13 protein-coding genes are annotated in these 17,657 nt (G+C 41.5%); 10 read left to right on the top strand and 3 right to left on the bottom strand.

What is annotated here, in order from left to right:
• Window positions 1-1,936: Gldg family protein (locus tag PGR74_RS00010; RefSeq protein WP_270516575.1), on the top strand; the 1,936-nt coding region annotated here is incomplete at its 5' end.
• Between the two features lie 300 nt (window positions 1,937-2,236).
• Here the strand turns inward: PGR74_RS00010 and PGR74_RS00015 are convergent.
• Window positions 2,237-3,502, bottom strand: coding sequence for a sugar MFS transporter (locus PGR74_RS00015; protein ID WP_041504013.1), 1,266 nt, complete (start codon window positions 3,500-3,502; stop codon window positions 2,237-2,239).
• 276 nt (window positions 3,503-3,778) lie between these two features.
• Here PGR74_RS00015 and PGR74_RS00020 point away from each other — a divergent pair, with 276 nt between their 5' ends.
• From PGR74_RS00020 to PGR74_RS00055, 8 genes are all read left to right on the top strand, one after another.
• Window positions 3,779-4,375 (top strand): RNA polymerase sigma-70 factor, encoded by a 597-nt coding sequence (locus PGR74_RS00020; protein ID WP_160289152.1) that lies wholly within the window; start codon window positions 3,779-3,781, stop codon window positions 4,373-4,375.
• A 120-nt stretch (window positions 4,376-4,495) separates the two neighbouring features.
• Window positions 4,496-5,644: a FecR family protein gene (locus PGR74_RS00025; protein WP_160289151.1), complete on the top strand. Its 1,149-nt coding sequence runs from the start codon at window positions 4,496-4,498 to the stop codon at window positions 5,642-5,644.
• Window positions 5,645-5,907: 263 nt separating this feature from the next.
• On the top strand, window positions 5,908-9,156 hold the full coding sequence (locus PGR74_RS00030) for a SusC/RagA family TonB-linked outer membrane protein (RefSeq protein WP_438829497.1): 3,249 nt from the start codon (window positions 5,908-5,910) through the stop codon (window positions 9,154-9,156).
• Window positions 9,157-9,172: 16 nt separating this feature from the next.
• Entirely contained in the window at window positions 9,173-10,651 is a 1,479-nt protein-coding gene (locus PGR74_RS00035) for a RagB/SusD family nutrient uptake outer membrane protein (protein WP_041504010.1), read from the top strand.
• Between the two features lie 11 nt (window positions 10,652-10,662).
• A complete protein-coding gene (locus PGR74_RS00040) occupies window positions 10,663-11,349 on the top strand; it encodes a hypothetical protein (protein WP_041504009.1) in 687 nt (228 codons plus the stop codon).
• A 16-nt stretch (window positions 11,350-11,365) separates the two neighbouring features.
• A complete protein-coding gene (locus PGR74_RS00045) occupies window positions 11,366-13,030 on the top strand; it encodes a PKD-like family lipoprotein (protein ID WP_160289150.1) in 1,665 nt (554 codons plus the stop codon).
• 163 nt (window positions 13,031-13,193) lie between these two features.
• Window positions 13,194-13,796, top strand: a complete 603-nt coding sequence (locus PGR74_RS00050; RefSeq protein ID WP_041504007.1) for a nitroreductase family protein — start codon at window positions 13,194-13,196, stop codon at window positions 13,794-13,796.
• Window positions 13,797-14,036: 240 nt separating this feature from the next.
• Window positions 14,037-14,603 carry an RNA polymerase sigma-70 factor gene (locus PGR74_RS00055; RefSeq protein WP_235375091.1) on the top strand — a complete coding sequence of 189 codons (567 nt, stop codon included), beginning with the start codon at window positions 14,037-14,039 and terminating at the stop codon, window positions 14,601-14,603.
• A 31-nt stretch (window positions 14,604-14,634) separates the two neighbouring features.
• On the opposite strand, the gene PGR74_RS00060 is transcribed toward PGR74_RS00055, so the two are convergent.
• Both PGR74_RS00060 and PGR74_RS00065 read right to left on the bottom strand, forming a co-directional pair.
• Window positions 14,635-15,912: a KamA family radical SAM protein gene (locus tag PGR74_RS00060; protein WP_041504006.1), complete on the bottom strand. Its 1,278-nt coding sequence runs from the start codon at window positions 15,910-15,912 to the stop codon at window positions 14,635-14,637.
• 168 nt (window positions 15,913-16,080) lie between these two features.
• Window positions 16,081-16,959: a pirin family protein gene (locus PGR74_RS00065; RefSeq protein ID WP_270516576.1), complete on the bottom strand. Its 879-nt coding sequence runs from the start codon at window positions 16,957-16,959 to the stop codon at window positions 16,081-16,083.
• Between the two features lie 156 nt (window positions 16,960-17,115).
• Between PGR74_RS00065 and PGR74_RS00070 the strand changes: the two genes are divergently transcribed.
• Window positions 17,116-17,628, top strand: a complete 513-nt coding sequence (locus tag PGR74_RS00070) for a TlpA family protein disulfide reductase (RefSeq protein ID WP_041504001.1) — start codon at window positions 17,116-17,118, stop codon at window positions 17,626-17,628.
• The last annotated feature ends 29 nt before the right edge of the window (window positions 17,629-17,657 follow it).

A 17,657-nucleotide genomic window follows, 5' to 3' on the forward strand; every position in this document is an offset into this window, starting at 1 on the left:
TCTCGTTTTGATCGGAGTTTTGATGCTTTATGCTATATATGCAATTTGTGCCGCCAAAAATATCGATATTCCCTATATCCTTTCCGGCTTATTGGGATTATACTTACTGATCTGCGCTTACGCGGCGATCGGTTTGTTCATGTCGAGCCTGACCTCTTACCAGATCGTTGCCGCTGTAGGAACTTTAGCGGTTCTTGCGGCCTTATCTTACGTGAAGGGATTGTGGCAGGAGATCGATTTTGTCCGGGATTTGACCTTCTGGTTGGCCATAGACGGTCGAGCCGGAGAATTCGTTGACGGTTTGATCTGCTCGGAAGATGTCATTTACTTTTTGATCGTAATCCTTTTGTTCCTGTCTATGGCTGTGATTCGTTTACAAGCTCGCAGGCAGAAGAGTTCTTGGATGGTAAACTGGGGCAAATACGTTGGAGTTTGGGCGGTGGCGCTGTTTATCGGTTACCTCTCTTCCCGTCCGTCGTTGATGTCTTTTTACGATGCGACGCGTACGAAACATAATACGTTGACGCAAAATAGTCAGGATATCGTTGCCCGCATGGACGGTAAATTGACGATCACGACCTACGTGAATATTATGGATCGTTTTTATTGGTATGGTTCTCCTTCCAGTCGGAATTGGGATTTGGAACGTTTTAAACAATATGTTCGTTTCAAACCGGATATCACGATGAAATATGTTTATTACTATGATTCGATAAAGGATATGAAGAGTCTCGAAAAGAGATATCCCGATATGACCTTCGAGGAAATGGTAAAAAAGACGATCGAGATCATCAAATTGGATTCGAATAAAATATTGAAACCGGAACAGATTCGCGAACAGATCGACCTGAAGCCGGAAATGAACCGTTTCGTTCGTTTGTTGGAGAGGGAGAACGGTCAAAAGACCTTCTTGCGGGTGTTCGATGACATGATGGTTTTCCCGGGAGAGACGGAGATCTCTGCAGCTTTCAAACGTTTAGTGATGAAATTACCGAAAGTTGGGTTCTTAACCGGACATGGAGAACGTAACACGGAACGTCAGGGAGACCGGGATTACAGTAGTTTCACGCAGGATAAACCTTTCCGCTATTCATTGATTAACCAGGGATTCGATTTCGAGAATGTAACGTTGGACAAAACGATTCCGGAGGATGTGAATATTCTTGTGATTGCCGAGATGCGTCAACCGTTAACGGCTGAAGAACAAGCGAATTTGGATAATTATATTGCCCGAGGCGGAAACTTGTTTATCGTGGGAGAACCGAAACGTCAGGAAATCATGAATCCTGTGATCGAACAGTTTGGTGTTCAGTTTATGCCGGGTGTTCTTGTTCGTCCGACGGAGAATTTCCAAGCAGATCTGATCGTAGCCCGCCCGACTAAAGAGGCAGCCGATTTCTCTTATATCTATAATACTATGAGACGTAGAGAATTGGTGATTACGATGCCGAGTGCTACCGGATTGGATTACACGACAGATAAAGGTTTCGAGGTTACTCCGTTGTTCGTGAGCGACACCATCAATTGTTGGAACGAGTTGCAGACGACAAACTTCGTGGATGACACGGCCCGTTTCGACCCTTCTACCGGAGAGATCCAGAAAACGTTCGTGACCGGATTGGCGTTGTCGCGGAAAGTGGGAGAGAAAGAGCAAAAAATCATGATCTTCGGAGACGCTGACTGTGTAAGTAACGGTGAATTCAGCCGGAGCCGGAAGGATATTCCTGCATCCAACTATTCGATCATACAAGGAGCTTTCTTCTGGTTATCCGATGAAGAAGTGCCTATTGATGTTCGTCGTCCCCGTTTGACTGATGACAAGGTTTATGTAGGTGAGACCGGAATGTATATTACGAAGATTGGATTTATGGGAGTATTGCCTGCTATTTTACTTTTCATAGCTATATTCATATGGATTAGAAGAAGAGGCAGATAATAGATAGAATATAAATTTTAAAGATTACCGGAGTTTCATCGATTTACAGGATTGAAACTCCGGTTTTTTATGGTTGAAAAGGTGATTTGATTTTAAAATGTAGATTGAAAATTAATTTATGATTAAATTCTGATCTTGATATCTTTAAATCGTAAATCTAAAATCCGAAATCGTAAATTTTTAATTAACACCCGGGGACGGGGCAAAAGTGTTGTTTAATTGTAAATTATAGATTCGAAGATTAAGTGATTCTGTGATTTTAATTTAATCATTTGATCATAGAATCATATAATCATATAATTAAGCGATTGCAACCCGTCCTATTCTGTATCCTATAAGAGCAAAATAGAGAATTACCGCGTAGCAGGGAATGACGAGCCAGTAAGCTTGCTGGTAGCCACAAATGCTTGTTAAAGAGCCATAGAGCATGGGGAGTAGAGCTCCTCCCGCGATGGCCATAATCAATAAGGCCGATCCTGTTTTGGTATGTCGTCCTAACCCGTATATGGCTAACGGGAAAATGGCCGGCCACATGAGGGAATTTGCCAGACTTAATAAAGAGAGACACCAGATTGAAATCTCCAGAGGCAAGAAAATAACCCCGCAACCTAAAATCAGTCCTAATACAGCGCAATAGGAGAGGGCTTTTTCTTGACTGATGTATTTAGGAATACAGATGATGCCGATAATATAACCTACAATCATGGCCAACATGGAATAGGTCGGAAATACCCGGGCAACATCCATGGACATGCCTTGAGCCGTCCCGTAACGAATGATGGAATCCACTGCAATTACCTCTACCCCTACATATAGGAAGAGGGCTAATACGCCGATCCATAAATGAGGAAATGAAAAAATCGTACATTTGTCTTCCGGTAACAGGGAATCACAATCACCTTCGGGGTCGTCGATATAAGGAAGGGGGGAGAATTTGACAAATAACCCTAAAATGACAAAAGAGATCATGATAATAATGTATGGGATGATCGCCTTAGAGGCTAAAATATCTAAGGCAGCAGCTCGTTCGATGACTGTCATGTGTTGTAGGCTATCTTCCAGTTGATCGATATTTTTTAACATGATGGAACCTAAAATCAATGGACTGATGGCTCCTGCTACCTTATTGCAAATACCCATGATGCTGACTCTCTGGGCAGCGCTTTCCGGCGGACCTAACTCTATGACGTAAGGATTAGAAGCTGTTTGAAGTATGGATAAGCCGGTTCCCATGATAAATAATCCTAACAGGAATAACCCGTAGGTCCGGGTTAAAGCGGCGGGAATAAAGGCTAAAGCTCCGAAAGCCATAATCAGAAGCCCTAACATCATACCGTTTTTATATCCGGTTTTCTTTAAAACCCAAGAGGAGGGTAATGCCATGACGAAGTAGGCAATATAGAAAGCAAAGGTTACAAGATAACCTTGCCACTCCTCTGTTAATTCGCAGGCTATATTTAAATAGGGAATCAGGGTTGCGTTCAACCAGGTAACGAATCCGAAAATAAAAAAGAGGATGCCTATAATGAAAATCCCCGTCCCATAAGCATTTTTGTTTGGTTTCATTTTGTTTTAATATAATTGGAACATAACTGTTTATTACAATGCACACGTGTATCGAACGATTTCAAAGGTAATGACTAAAATTAAAAAATAAAATCCAAACTGAAAAATTAAATAAATAATGGAATAGAGGTAGAACTGGATTATTATTTGCCGGGCATAATCCGTGTATGTAGTACGGAATAATAGATTTGTTATTTTAGAGTATCGATTGTTTTATAATATATAATCTTTTGTTTCTATATATATTTTTTTATTTTTGAATATTCAAAGTCGTTTTTGCAAGAGAGTGTAATATTTAAAAAAGTACAAGTGTTAACGGATGAGGTTCTTATAAAACAGCTTCGTACAGGTAATCAATTCGTATTTAGGGAGATATTTAATCGGTATTATTTCCCCTTGCGTTCTTTTGCCTCTCGTTATATAGAGAATGATGAGGTTACGGAAGATTTCGTCCAAGATGCTTTTATAAAGGTATGGGAGAAAAAATCGGATTTTATTTTACTGGCAAGCTTAAGAAATTATCTGTACGCGAGTGTAAAAAATGCTTGTTTCGATTATCTGCGGCATAAACAGATGCAATTGCGGCACGAATCTGATTTAACTGCTCTTTTTTCGGAGAGCAATGAAGAAAAGTTTAAATTGGAAGAGGAAGTACATGCTTTGATCTATGAAGCGATAAAAGGATTATCCGGACAATCGCGGCGTGTCGTACTGATGACGATGGAGGGGTACTCGAATCCGGAAATTGCCGAAAAATTGCAAATATCACCCAATACCGTTAAGACCTTAAAACTGCGTGCATATCGGGTATTGAGGGAACGTCTGTCCGGTGTGCAATGGCTTATATTTTTATTGCTTTATCCCCCTTTCTAATTATTTCCCTTTTTGATATTTCGTTAAGGATCGTTTTGTTTTATCATTTTTTTCCAAAAAAACAGGTAGAGGTGTCACCCTGTTTCAATGTATATTCGTTCTAAGGGAAATTTTTATAAAATGGGACATAAGGATACAGAAATATCGAATCTGATCTACTGTTTTTTGCGAGGGACTCTTGTCGAAGAGAAACAAAAGGAGTTGAACAGGTGGTTGGAGGAGCCGGGTAATCGGGAGTTGTTCGATCGGATTTGTGATAAAGAGCAGATTTTAAAAAAATCGTTTCGTTTCGATCGATATGATAAAGAAAAGAGTTGGAAACAGTTGGAGAAAAAGATGCAAGTGGGGCGAAAAAGCTATTGGAGGAGGTGGGGTGTTGCAGCTTCTTTGATGCTACCGCTTCTTTTCGTCGGATGGTTATATATGCATGAGAATGATAAATCTTCTTTTGCGGTAATAAAGAAAGAGATTGTACCGGGTATGGTATGTGCCCGTCTGGAATTGGCTAACGGAGAGGTTCTCCATTTGGGAAAAGATACAATAACATCGCTTGCTCTAACAAATGGTGGAGTTATTAAAAATGATAGAGGTGCGTTTTCTTACTTTTCCGATACCGTTCTCGGTAATGACTCCAAGTACAATGTAATGACGACCCCGAGGGCAGGAGAGTTCAAACTCGTGCTACCTGACGGCACGGTAGTTTGGATGAATGCGGAGTCTTATTTACGTTTCCCCGAGGTTTTTGCGGAAAAAAGTCGTAAGGTATATGCTAAAGGAGAACTTTACTTTGAAGTGGCTCATGATGAAAAAAGACCTTTTAAGGTAGAGGTCGAGGACGGGTATGTGATTGAAGTGTTGGGAACGGAGTTTAACATGAGGGCATATAAAGGGTTACCTTGGGCGACAACCTTGGTAAAAGGAAAAGTTTTAATCGAAAAGGGAGAGAAGCGGGTTGTTTTGAGGCCCGGTCAGCAGGCGGTGAGTCCGGTCGGCGGTGAAATAATTCAGGTAAAGGAGGTGAATGTTGAATCTTATATTGCCTGGCGTAAGGGTTATTTTCTGTTCGATAACGAACGCTTGGAAGATATTATGCACGAATTGAGTCGGTGGTATGATGTGCAGGTATTTTTTGAAAACCAGCAAGTGAAAGATGAACGTTTCTCCGTGGAACTTCGTCGGCATGATGATTTTAAAGATGTGCTGGATTTGATTGAACGTACCGGTTCCGTGAAAATAACCATTAAGGAACATACTGTATTTGTGAGATAAAAACGAGGGATGTTACCAGCATCCCCCGTGAAAGTGCCGTTAGGCACATTGTGAAACTTTAATGTTACAAATTTATGAAAAAAAGTGGACAAAAGGGGCTGTATCGACAGACCCGAAAAAAATTTTTGTTGATTATGAAGTTAACAACGGTACTTTTGTTGGCGACTTTTCTGTCTGTTTCCGGATCTATTTTGGCGCAAAAGACAACCATCAAGGTTGAAAACGTCGATTTAAAAGAGGTATTTAAGGAGATTAAGCAGAAAATGGGATACACCTTCATTTTTAATGAACGTGTGGTAAACAAGGCAGGAAAAATTTCCGTGAATATTACCTCCGATGATGTGAAATTGATCATGGACAGGTGTCTGGAAGGAACTTCCTTGGGATATTATATCCAGGATGAAGTGATTGTTATTTTGACGAAAGCGGATCAATTGGCTCGCCAGGTAAAGGAGTCCTTGAAAATAATGGGAAAGGTGGTGGATAAGGACGGCCTTGCTGTACCGGGGGTTACCGTCTTATTGCGGGGAACCCGGATAGGGACGGCGGCCGATAAGAACGGCCTTTTTTCGCTTGAGGTTCCGAAAATGGATAGTGTCGTGTTAGAGTTTTCTTTTGTGGGGATGAAGAAAAAAACGGTTGTGGTAAAAGATACGGGAAAAGAGATAAAACCGTTGCATGTGGTAATGGAGGAAGATGAAAAAGAGTTGACCGAGGTGGTGGTGACCGGTATGTTTAATCGCAGGAAGGAGGGATTTACCGGATCGGCCGTAACGGTCAAAGGGGAAGACATAAAAAAATTCAGCACGACCAATATAGCTAAAGCTCTGTCTGCTATTGATCCCAGTTTCCGGATTATGGACGATATTGTGAACGGTTCCAATCCGAATCGTCTGCCGGATCTGCGTATGCGGGGACAAGCCACCTTACCCGGCGGCAGCAATGCCGGAACGTCGGCGGATATGGTCACCCTGCAAGGAGAATACGATACCTATCCGAATAAGCCCCTGTTGATTTTAGATGGTTTTGAAATCGGTTTGCAGACTATGGTGGATATGGATCCGGATCGGGTGGAGTCCATTACCTTATTAAAAGATGCGGCTGCAACAGCGATTTACGGATCGCGTGCTGCAAACGGGGTGATTGTTATAGAATCCAAAACTCCGAAAGAGGGACGTTTGTGGGTGACTTACGGTGGTAATGTGCGTATCGAAACTCCCGATCTTTCCGATTATAATTTGATGAATGCGGCCGAAAAGTTGGCTGTGGAATTGAAAGCAGGTGTATACGATAATACTGCTTCGTTAGAGGAGTTGGAACGTTATCAAGCGAAGTTGAGAGAGGTGAGGCGGGGTGTGAATACCTATTGGTTGGATAAGCCTTTGAGAACAGCAGTTCAGCATCGCCATGCGCTGACGCTGGAGGGAGGGGATAGGGCTTTACGTTATAAACTCTATTTCGGTGCCAATTTTACACCGGGAGTGATGAAAGGTTCTAAACGAAATACCATGACCGGATCTTTAGATTTGCAATATCGTTTCAAAAAGGTGCTGTTAAAGAATAGTATTACCGTTGATAATTCGCTCGGGGACGAATCGCCTTGGGGGGATTTTAGCGAATACACGAAGTTGAATCCTTACTTGCGCCCGTATGGATCTAATGGCGAAATAGTAAAGCGTTTGGACTCCTTTGATAATCAATTTCGAGGTTACGAAAGCACGAGCTATCCGAATCCTATGTATGATGCCACGCTCCACACGAAAAACCGGACGACTAATTTCGGGGTACGGGAACAATTTAGTGTGGAGTATAATCCCACGGATGATGTCCGCTTGACGGGAGCCTTTTCTCTTTCCAAGGATAATGGGAAAACCGATGTATTCCGGCCGGCACAGCATACGGCTTTCGATAAAGAGAAAGATCCGACTAAAAAAGGGGATTTCCGTCGTACGCAGAGAGAAAATCTCTCCTATTCATTGGATTTGACGGCCAGTTACAACAAACTGTTCGGACAGGTACATTACGTGACCGCAAATGCCAGAATGTCTGTTCAGGAAAGTCGTAACGAGAGTTACGGGGCTTACGTTACCGGTTTCCCGAACGAAAATATGGACGATATCCTTTTCGGTAAGAAATATAACGAAAAGATGACAGGAACGGAGAATACGAGTCGTTTGATCGGTTGGGTCGGGAGTTTCGGTTATTCTTATAACTACAAGTATTCCGTTGATTTCAATATTCGGTTGGACGGCTCTTCCCAGTTCGGTAAGGACAATCGGTTTGCTCCTTTCTGGTCGGCCGGTTTACGTTGGGATGTGAAAAAAGAACAGTTTATGTCCCGGATCGGTTTTGTTTCCGATTTTGTTATCAGGGGGTCTTACGGGGTGACCGGGACACAGGGCTTTGCACCTTATCAATCCAGAGAATTGTATTCGTACGGGGAATTACTGAAGCCTTATGTATCTTCCGACGGGACGGGGGTAGAGTTGGTGGCTATGCCGAACGAAAAATTAAAGTGGCAACAGACTGATACGTGGAATCTGGCTTTGGAGTTAGGCATTTTAAAAGGACGAATCACGGCCCGTGCCGAATATTTTCAGAAGTTGACTAAAAACTCTTTGACCCAGATCACGCTCGCTCCTTCACTCGGTTTTGCTTCTTATCCGGAAAATATGGGGACTTTGGAAAATAAGGGAGTCGAATTGAATATCTCTTTTATTCCTTACCAGAATCCGGCCAAAGCGGCTTATTGGGTTATTTCGCTAAATGGTTCCCACAATACGGATAAGCTAAAGAAAATATCCGAGGCCATGCGTAATATGAACCGGGTGAATTCCGACCAGATGAGTGATATAGAGATTGCCAAAAAGAACGGCTATAAACCGCTTCCGCATTACGAAGAGGGGGAATCCATCAACCGGATTTGGGTGGTTCGTTCTTTGGGGATAGATCCGTCGACCGGAGCCGAAATTTTTATGAAACGAAACGGAGAGATGACCGGTAAATGGGAGGCCGTGGATTTGGTTCCTTGTGGAAATACGGAACCCAAATGGCAGGGAAATATCAACTCCTCCTTTACCTATAAAGGATTCGGGGTCAACGTGAGTTTTCGTTATAAATTCGGAGGCCAAATATATAATCAGACGTTGGTGGATAAAGTTGAAAATGCCGACCTGATGTATAATGCCGATAAACGGGTTTTGAATCTAAGATGGGATGAGGTCGGTCTGGCTGCCCGTTATAAAGGACTTTCCAGAGGAGTAAATGGGGCGGCGACCAAAGCGAGTTCCCGGTTTATTATGGATGAGAATACTTTCCAAATGGGATCGCTCTCCCTGAGTTACCGCATGGATAAAACCAACGCGAAGTATATCGATCGCTGGGGATTGAGTTCCGTGGGAATGACTTTTAATATGGAGGATTTATTCTATCTCTCCACGGTAAAACAGGAGAGAGGATTGAGTTATCCTTTTGCCCGTCAATTCTCCTTCTCGTTAAATGTGGCATTTTAATTAAAAATCTAAGCATATGAAAAATATAGTTGTTATAATACTGATCGCGTGGAGCATCTCTTCTTGTTCCGATTGGTTGGATGTTCAACCGAAGACGGCTATTCCCGCCGATAAGCTATTCGAAACGGAGTCGGGTTTTAAGGATGCTTTGACCGGATTCTATTTGAAAATGACTGATATCGGATTGTATGGCAAAGAGTTGAGTTATGGTTATATTGAGGCTTTGGCCTGTAATTATGACGGTTATCCCGAATTCGGAGGTTTGTCATGGAAACCGAGGATATACGAATACGACAATCTTTTTTTATCCAAAAAGGACGGTATCTATTTGAAGATGTACAATATCATTGTCAATATCAATAATTTTTTGGGCTATTTGGAGAAAAATCGTTCCGTTATTAAGACCGAACATTATTATGAAGTCATGAAAGCAGAGGCTTTGGGATTACGGGCGTTTTTACATTTTGACCTGTTACGGTTATTCGGTCCTGTTTACAAGGTCAACCCGGCGGCGAAAGCGATCTCTTATCGAACGACTTTCGATCGGCAGGCCACTCCCGCCTTGCCCGCGAATCAAGTGGTGGACTTGTTGTTGAAAGATTTGCAAACGGCGGATTCTTTACTGGAGAAACATGATACCCGTTTCTTCTGGAAGAGTTACGAGAGAGAAGACGAACCGGGCTATGAGCTGTTTTTAGACCAGCGTCAGACCCGTATGAATGTATATGCTGTAAAAGCGATGTTGGCAAGGGTGTATTGTTATAAAGGGGATGACGAAAGCAAAGTGAAGGCGGTAGAATATGCTAATGAGGTGATCGAGGCACCCTATTTCGAATTGTATAAAAATGCAAGGTCTTTCTTATACAACGAACAAATTTTCGGCTTGAATATTTACGAATTCGATAAGATTGTTACCGAACATTTTAATACGGCGATCGACTATACTTCTGCCGAGCAACATTTTAATATCCTACAAAGCAGGTTTCAGAAAATATACGAATGGGGAGAAGGGGGGAATTCGGATTGGCGTTCTCAATCTCAATGTTTTAAAGATAAAAACGAAGGCGGAGGATATAAATATTGCCGGAAGTACGAACAGGACGGCTTGACCGATTATAATGGGAAGGATATGCTGGCTTTGATTCGTTTGCCTGAAATGTATTATATCGTGGCGGAGTGTGCGGATGCCGCCACGAGTGCGGAAGCATTGAATACGGTGAGATGGGCTCGGGGGATTTCTTATGATGACGAGATTATTGCAGGTGCGCATTACGATCGGTTGGATACCCGTCCGGAGTACGACAATTCACAGACTTATAGAGTAAACGAGATCATGAAGGAGTACAGGAAGGAGTTTTATGCCGAAGGAAAGCTTTTCTATTTTTATAAGCTGCATAATTACGTGACTTACGAGGGGGCTCCTTTAAAAGACGTGAGGGACAAATACCGGTGGCCGTTACCGGACGATGAAATCATATTTGGTAATAATAATTAATACGACAGGTGATGAAAAAATATAAGTTTTTAATAGGGATGCTGATATTGAGTTTAGGTTATATCGGATGCGAAAAAAACGAAATAGCACTTTATGACGAATCGCCCCGGATCAATTTTCTGTGGAATGCACGAAATTATACCTTTCGGGATACGGATTACGTGAAAGGTCATGAATACCACGAGTTGAAAATAGAAGTGCAGTTACAAGGGTATTTGTTACAAAAGCCCTTGGACTTCGTGATTAAAGCTCAGGCAGGGAAGGCTTACGAGACTATGGCGGAGATCGTGTTGCCCCAGAAATATACTTATACCGCTTTGGATACCAATACGCAATGGATCGTTCTTAGCGTGAAACGCCCGGAAAAACCGACTCCGACAAACGAGCCGGAGGGGGCTATCCTGAAATTCGATCAGACCGATCCGGCTCATCAGTTTGCTTCCGGACGGGTGGATATCGATTCCTGCCGTATTGAAGTATATTATGATATTACACCGACTGGCGCAATATGGAACGCAACCTGGTGGGGAGAATATAGTACCGGCAAATACTTCTTTATGATGGATTATTTCAAAACGATATACAAAGATATGGATCGGGGAAGATTGGCTGAGTTAAAGCAGGCTTATGAAGAGTATAAACAGGCTCATGCTCCGATCCTCGATGACGAAGGAGAAGAAATCACATTCCCGAATTAATTTAAAAGAAGACGTTATGAAAAAGAGAATGAAAAATATGATTTTATGGGTAATTGGCCTTTTACTGTTTTCCGCGTGTTACGACGACAAAGGGTCATATGATTATCACGATATAAACGAGGTCGCTATTACTCTTCCTACTTCGCAAGGCGTGCGTTTGCCTAAAGTGGATTCCGTACTCGTTGAAATTACACCGGATTTGAAACAGACTCTGGTGGAAAACGAGTCGGATCTGGTATTTCTTTGGGAGAAGAAATTGGAAAAAGATATGATGAATAATTGGGAAATTTGTGGACATGAAAAAACGTGTCGAATTTATATTAAACCGGAAGATACCGAAGATATTCGTTTGCGTTTGAACTTAAAAGATAATACCGAAGGAACAACCTGGTATAAAGAGATGGTTTTAAAGATAATTCAACCTTATAGTAGTACCTGGTTCGTTTTGCAGGACGATGGTGGTAAAGCTGTGTTAGGCGTCGTTGACGGGGAGGGTTTATCTGCGGTCGTCATTCGGGATGCCTACAAAGAGGATACCGGAAAAGAATGGACCGTAAAGGGAGTTCCGCAATGTTTAACGGGCAATAGAATTTACGGAAGTCCGATGAATTTTCTTCCTCCGTTTATGGGGTTTAACCCGATCGTGCAACGGACTGTCATGGCTTTAACAGACGAGAATATGGAAGTGATGGATGCTTCAACTTTTGAAACGGTCTGGTCGTTGGATGAAATGTTGATGCAGGAGGGAATAATCTTCTCTCCCCGGTATTTGATTTCGCGGGATGGAAGTAGCGGGGGAGAGATGTTAATAAATGCCGGGAAAGTATACTATGCTAATATGGACGGATATTCTGTTTATAACTCGACGAAAGTAGAAGATGGAACTTCTTATCGTGTTGAAGTCGGGGGAAATGCAAAAAGTAGATTTTTCGTGTACGACGAAGAAAATCATCGGTTTCTAAATTTTGCAAAAGAGTGGAGTGATAATTTGGAAAGGAATATAAATAAATATATCAGAACATCAGATCGTAAATTTGTGGATGCTCCGATTTCATTAGAGTTTATCGGAGAAAACAAGGAAAATGAGGATACAAAAAATCTTTTTGATCCGGATAAGATAGACCCGGCTTTCAAAATGGTTGCTATGAGTGAAATGTCAGGTGGAGAAAAATTGCTGGCTTTTAGTACAGATGTTGCCGAGCGGAAAATTCATGTATTTGAATTCTCTTTGGCTGGTTGGATTTCCGGAGATAAGAGTCATGCCCGTTGTTCCGGTAAATTTGAAATTCCTTTTCCGGAAGGTTCAACGGGAGAAGAGTTATGTTTTATTACTTCTCGAGGTTTTGATCGTATATTCTTTATGGCTTCCGGAAATAAAATCTACAAGGTAGATTTAAATCGATCCACGCCTACAATGACGATAGTATACGAGCATGAACATGCAGGGGTGACAATAACAAATATGAAATTCAAGTATTATTATAATTTGTACGATTGGGAGAGTGAGTCGGAGATCCCGTATGCTCGTGTGTTGGCCGCCGTGTTGGATTACGGAACCAACTCGGGAGGAATTGTAGAGATGCAATTGAATACCGCGGGAGACGTGGACCGGAATTTAAATAACACGTTTGAATATAAAGGATTTGGAAAGGTCGTGGATATTTGTTATACTTTCAAATAATTTATAGGAAATAAATTATGGATATTTCTTCGTTCCATTAGAAGCGAGTCAGTTTCTTGAAAGGAGCCGTCGGTGTTTAGACGGCTCTTTTCGATTTGCGGTATAATTAAGTAATCTTTTTTAGAAAAATTTCGTATATTGTAAAAAATGAAATTAAGAGATTATGGAAAGAAGTTTGAAAGAGGCGTTAAAGCTTAGAAGAAGCTATTACGCCGTCAGTAATAAATCGCTCATCTCGGACGAAGAGATTGAAAATATAGTAAAATTTGCCGTAAAGCATGTTCCTTCTGCTTTTAATTCACAATCTACCCGTTTGGTACTTTTGTTGGGAGAACAGCATCGGAAATTTTGGGACATCGTGAAAGAAACCCTGAGAAAGATTGTTTCAGCCGAGGCATTTAAGGCGACGGAGACAAAGGTCGATACCTCGTTTAAGGCCGGATACGGTACGGTATTGTTTTTTGAAGACCGGACGATCGTGGAGGGATTGCAAAAAGCATTTCCACTTTATCATGAAAAATTTCCGATTTGGTCTCAACATACATCTGCCATGCATCAGTTAGCTGTATGGGCAATGTTGGAAGATGCCGGTTTCGGAGCTTCCCTCCAACATTATAATCCACTGGTAGATAAAGCAGTCATGGCGGAGTGGAAACTTCCTGAAAATTGGGAATTAGTGGCACAAATGCCGTTTGGCGTACCTCTTCAGGAACCCGGACAAAAAGAATTCAATCCGATAGAGGAACGCGTGAGGGTTTTTAAATAATTTGTTCGAGAGGGAATTTCCCTCTCGAATTTTATTATATTCTCGATAGATCCGTTTAAGAACCTATATTTTATTGATATGAATCGAATGCTACGATTGGAGTATGATTGCTCTATGTCTATTCGAGGATATCAATTTCCCCCGATAGGTATGGAAAATATTTATTATTCCAAATTTTATTGCATATCGTATAAAAACATGTATTTTTGGATGTGTAAATTGATGTGAATGTCGAATAACGTGCGTTATACAGATGAGTACATGGATCCTGAAATATTGGATGTCGAATGTCCGAAGGTATTCGAGAACGTGTTTCATGAATATTACGCTTCGCTTTGTTATTTTGCCAATAAATTTGTACATGATCAGGAAGTGGCAAAAGATGTCGTGCAGGACGTATTTATCAGTTTGTGGGAGTCGAGTAATAAGTTTGGCAATCTGATAGCGTTAAAATCATTTTTATATAGTTGTGTACAAAACAGAGCTTTAAATTATTTGGAAAAACGAAATAATCGGGAAAAGGCTAATCGGAAATTAGGAGAACCCGCGTATGAGGAGGAAAAAGTATTTTGTATGCAGGTAGAAGCGGATGTTTTTAAAGAGATATTTGTTATAATAGAAGAACTGCCTGCCGAATGTAAGCGGATCTTCAAAATGAGTTATATTGAATTTTTGGATATAAAGACAATCTGCAAGCAGTTGCATATAGCCGAAACAACCGTTAAAACGCAACGTCGACGAGCTAAAAAATTTTTACGGGAACGTTTAAAGCATTTGTATCCTGTTCTTGCCTTTTTGTTTTTTTGATTTCAACATGTGCCGTATTTTTTTGAAGGGATTATTTTTCAAAAAAGAATTTTTCTTCGCCGAATGCCGGGTGAAGTTGATCAAACCAGGTGGCATAGGGATCATATCGGGCGAAAAAAGGAACATCCACCCACCGGGATTTTTTTCCTTGCAAAAAGCGTAATACGAATATTTTTTCTCCTTTTACTTCGCTCATGCCCACTATTTGGATTTTTCCCGGTTCCGTACTCATGCTTGGTCCTCGCACCGTACGACACACACCGCTAACGTGACTGTATGCATCGCGGAATATACGCCAACAGCGTTCCAACGGAAGTTCAAAAAATGTTTTTGATCCGGTGTCCCGGGCTACAAACATATAATAGGGGATCATGTTCATATCTACTTGTTTTCTCCACATTTCACTCCAAATTTCGGATTTGTCGTTTATATGTTTAAGCAGGGGAGATTGCGTCCTTATCTGCGCCCCGGTATTGCGTATCCGTTGTACGGCCTCTTTTACCGCGGAGGTAGATAGTTCCGCCGGATGGTTGAAGTGGGCCTGGATGGCTAAATTGCGTCCCGAGGCGACCACTTGCCGGAATAACGCTAACAGTTCGGGAGCATCCTTGTCAGACAGGTAACGATACGGCCAATAAGCTAAGGACTTTGTACCGATACGAATGGTACGGATATGGGAGAATCGTTCGGATAACAGGGGAAGAATATAGGATGTTAATATAGAGGCTGACATAGTCATGGGATCGCCTCCGGTAAACAGTATATCGCTGACCTTTTTGTGACTGTCCAGGTATTGATAAAGCAGGTCAGCCTCTTTCATGTGAAATTTTAAAGAACTCATTCCCGAAAATTGCGGCCAGCGGAAACAGAAGGTGCAATAGGCGTGGCAGGTTTGTCCTTGTGCCGGAAAAAACAGGACGGTTTCTCGGTATTTGTGTTGTACTCCTTTGAGTTTTACCTCTCCCAGCATGGGGATATTGTACTCTTGTCCGGCCGGATTCGGATTCAATCTTATACGGATTTTTTCGATCTCTCTCTTTAATATCTCTTCATCTGCCTTGTTTTCCAATAGAAATTTGACCTTATTGTAAGCGGTGGCGGGTAGCATCTCGCTACGGGGAAAAGTAAGAGTGAATATGGGATCGTCAGGAATATTGCCCCAGTTGATCAGTTCATCGATGACGTAATTATTGGTCTTAAATGGCAACACTCGCCCGACAACTTCAATGGCTTCTATTTGTGCCGGCGTTAATTTTGAGAGTTGAGGAATCGCTTTGTAATTATGGAGAGTAAAAGAATTATATTCCATTATTTCTTATTTTTGATTGAATTTCATACAAATATAATGATTTTTTTGTTGATATAGTGTATAATATATTAAAATTTAGATATTTACAAAATATAGTTATATTTTATAGATAGTTATTTCCTGGGTTATTAGCAAGAAAGGTAAAATCTTTGGGGGAATTCTTTTTGTCTAATCTTCCAAACGACCGAATTTGCCGGCGTTTAGGTCTTTGTATGCATCCATGATTTCTTCTTTGGTGTTCATCAGGAAAGGACCGTAAGAGACAATGGGTTCTTTGATGGGTTCGCCGCTTAACACCAATAGTATCGAATCTTCCTGTGCTTTTAAGGTAATTTTTTCTCCTTCATTCCGGAATAAGATGAAATGATCCGTCGGCGCCGTCTCTTTTTCATTTACTCGAACTGTTCCTTCGATAACGAGTATACCGGTGTTATAGTATTCCGGTAATACTACATTTATTGTTGTTTCCGCCTTTAAACGGATATTGTACATTTCGATGGGGGTGAAAGTACGGGCGATGCCTTTTATCCCTTCGTAAGTTCCTGCAATGACCTCTACCACTCCTTTATTTTGTGGTAACGGATATTTGGGTATTTCTTTGTTGGTAATGGATTGGTAGCCGGGAGTACTCATTTTGTCTTTGGCCGGAAGATTGATCCAGAGCTGAACTACTTGAAAGGCTCCTCCTTTTCGGCTGAACCCTGCTTCGTGGTATTCTTTATGCAATATGCCGGATGCTGCCGTCATCCATTGAATATCTCCTTCTCCGATAACCCCGTGGTTACCTTTACTATCATGATGTGCTACCTTGCCGTGATAAACTATCGTTACGGTTTCGAATCCCCGATGCGGGTGTACGCCTACTCCTCTGGGAGTATCCTTGGGAGGAAATTCGATTTTGGCGTTATAATCCAATAAATAGAACGGACTCATTCTATTGGGGGCCATATCGTAACCGTGAGGAAAAAAGTTGTGTACCCGGAAACCATCCCCGACCATGTGAGATGGAGGTGGAGGTAAAATTTGTTGTATTGCTTTTGTTTGCATAAGTGTTTTATTGATTAAACGGGAATCGCAAACCGAATGTTTAAAATCTTCGATTTATTTTGCTGATGCGAACGGGGGAGGAAGAGAATTGGTAATAAATGTTGAATTGTGCTATAATTATCTTATCTTTGTGTAGGAACAACTAAATTATCAATTATGAAACGATTATGGATTATAGGTGTAATGCTCTTGTTAATGGGGGGAATCAGCTGGGTGTTCGCGCAAGAAAAAGAGACTTTGGTAAAAGTCGGGGATAGGGTTCCCTCTTTCGAGGTAAAGATGTTTGATGGAACGGAAATAAAAATCGATGATCTGAAAGGCAAAGTGGTTTTGATCAATTTTTGGGCTACCTGGTGCCCTCCCTGTCAGGCTGAATTGAAACGGGTTCAAAAAGAGATTATCGACCGCTTCAAGGGAAAAGATTTTGTTTTTCTTCCGATATCCAGGGAAGATAGCTATGAACAGATAAAAAAATTTCGGGAAAAGAACGGTTATACGTTTCCTATGGGTATGGATACCGACCGGAAGATTTTTGAGAAATTTGCCACTTCTTCCATTCCCCGTAATTATATAGTCGGGAAAGATGGGAAAATTGTTTACCTGGAAATCGGTTATGATGAAGCCTCTTTCAAAGCGTTGATCGAAAAAATAGAACAGTTATTGAAATAACTTTAAATGTTACGGAAGTGTTCAAGTAT

Origin of the sequence: Sanguibacteroides sp. AM78-02pH3A, assembly GCF_027666085.1 — a bacterium.
GTDB classification, from domain to species: Bacteria; Bacteroidota; Bacteroidia; order Bacteroidales; family Marinifilaceae; genus Gabonibacter; species Gabonibacter massiliensis.

Coding starts and splice junctions, on each gene's coding strand:
- PGR74_RS00015 (WP_041504013.1), bottom strand. CDS start 3,502: ATGAAACCAAACAAAAATGCTTATGGGACGGGGATTTTCATTATAGGC.
- PGR74_RS00025 (WP_160289151.1), top strand. CDS start 4,496: ATGGGACATAAGGATACAGAAATATCGAATCTGATCTACTGTTTTTTG.
- PGR74_RS00030 (WP_438829497.1), top strand. CDS start 5,908: ATGGGATACACCTTCATTTTTAATGAACGTGTGGTAAACAAGGCAGGA.
- PGR74_RS00035 (WP_041504010.1), top strand. CDS start 9,173: ATGAAAAATATAGTTGTTATAATACTGATCGCGTGGAGCATCTCTTCT.
- PGR74_RS00040 (WP_041504009.1), top strand. CDS start 10,663: ATGAAAAAATATAAGTTTTTAATAGGGATGCTGATATTGAGTTTAGGT.
- PGR74_RS00045 (WP_160289150.1), top strand. CDS start 11,366: ATGAAAAAGAGAATGAAAAATATGATTTTATGGGTAATTGGCCTTTTA.
- PGR74_RS00050 (WP_041504007.1), top strand. CDS start 13,194: ATGGAAAGAAGTTTGAAAGAGGCGTTAAAGCTTAGAAGAAGCTATTAC.
- PGR74_RS00060 (WP_041504006.1), bottom strand. CDS start 15,912: ATGGAATATAATTCTTTTACTCTCCATAATTACAAAGCGATTCCTCAA.
- PGR74_RS00065 (WP_270516576.1), bottom strand. CDS start 16,959: ATGCAAACAAAAGCAATACAACAAATTTTACCTCCACCTCCATCTCAC.
- PGR74_RS00070 (WP_041504001.1), top strand. CDS start 17,116: ATGAAACGATTATGGATTATAGGTGTAATGCTCTTGTTAATGGGGGGA.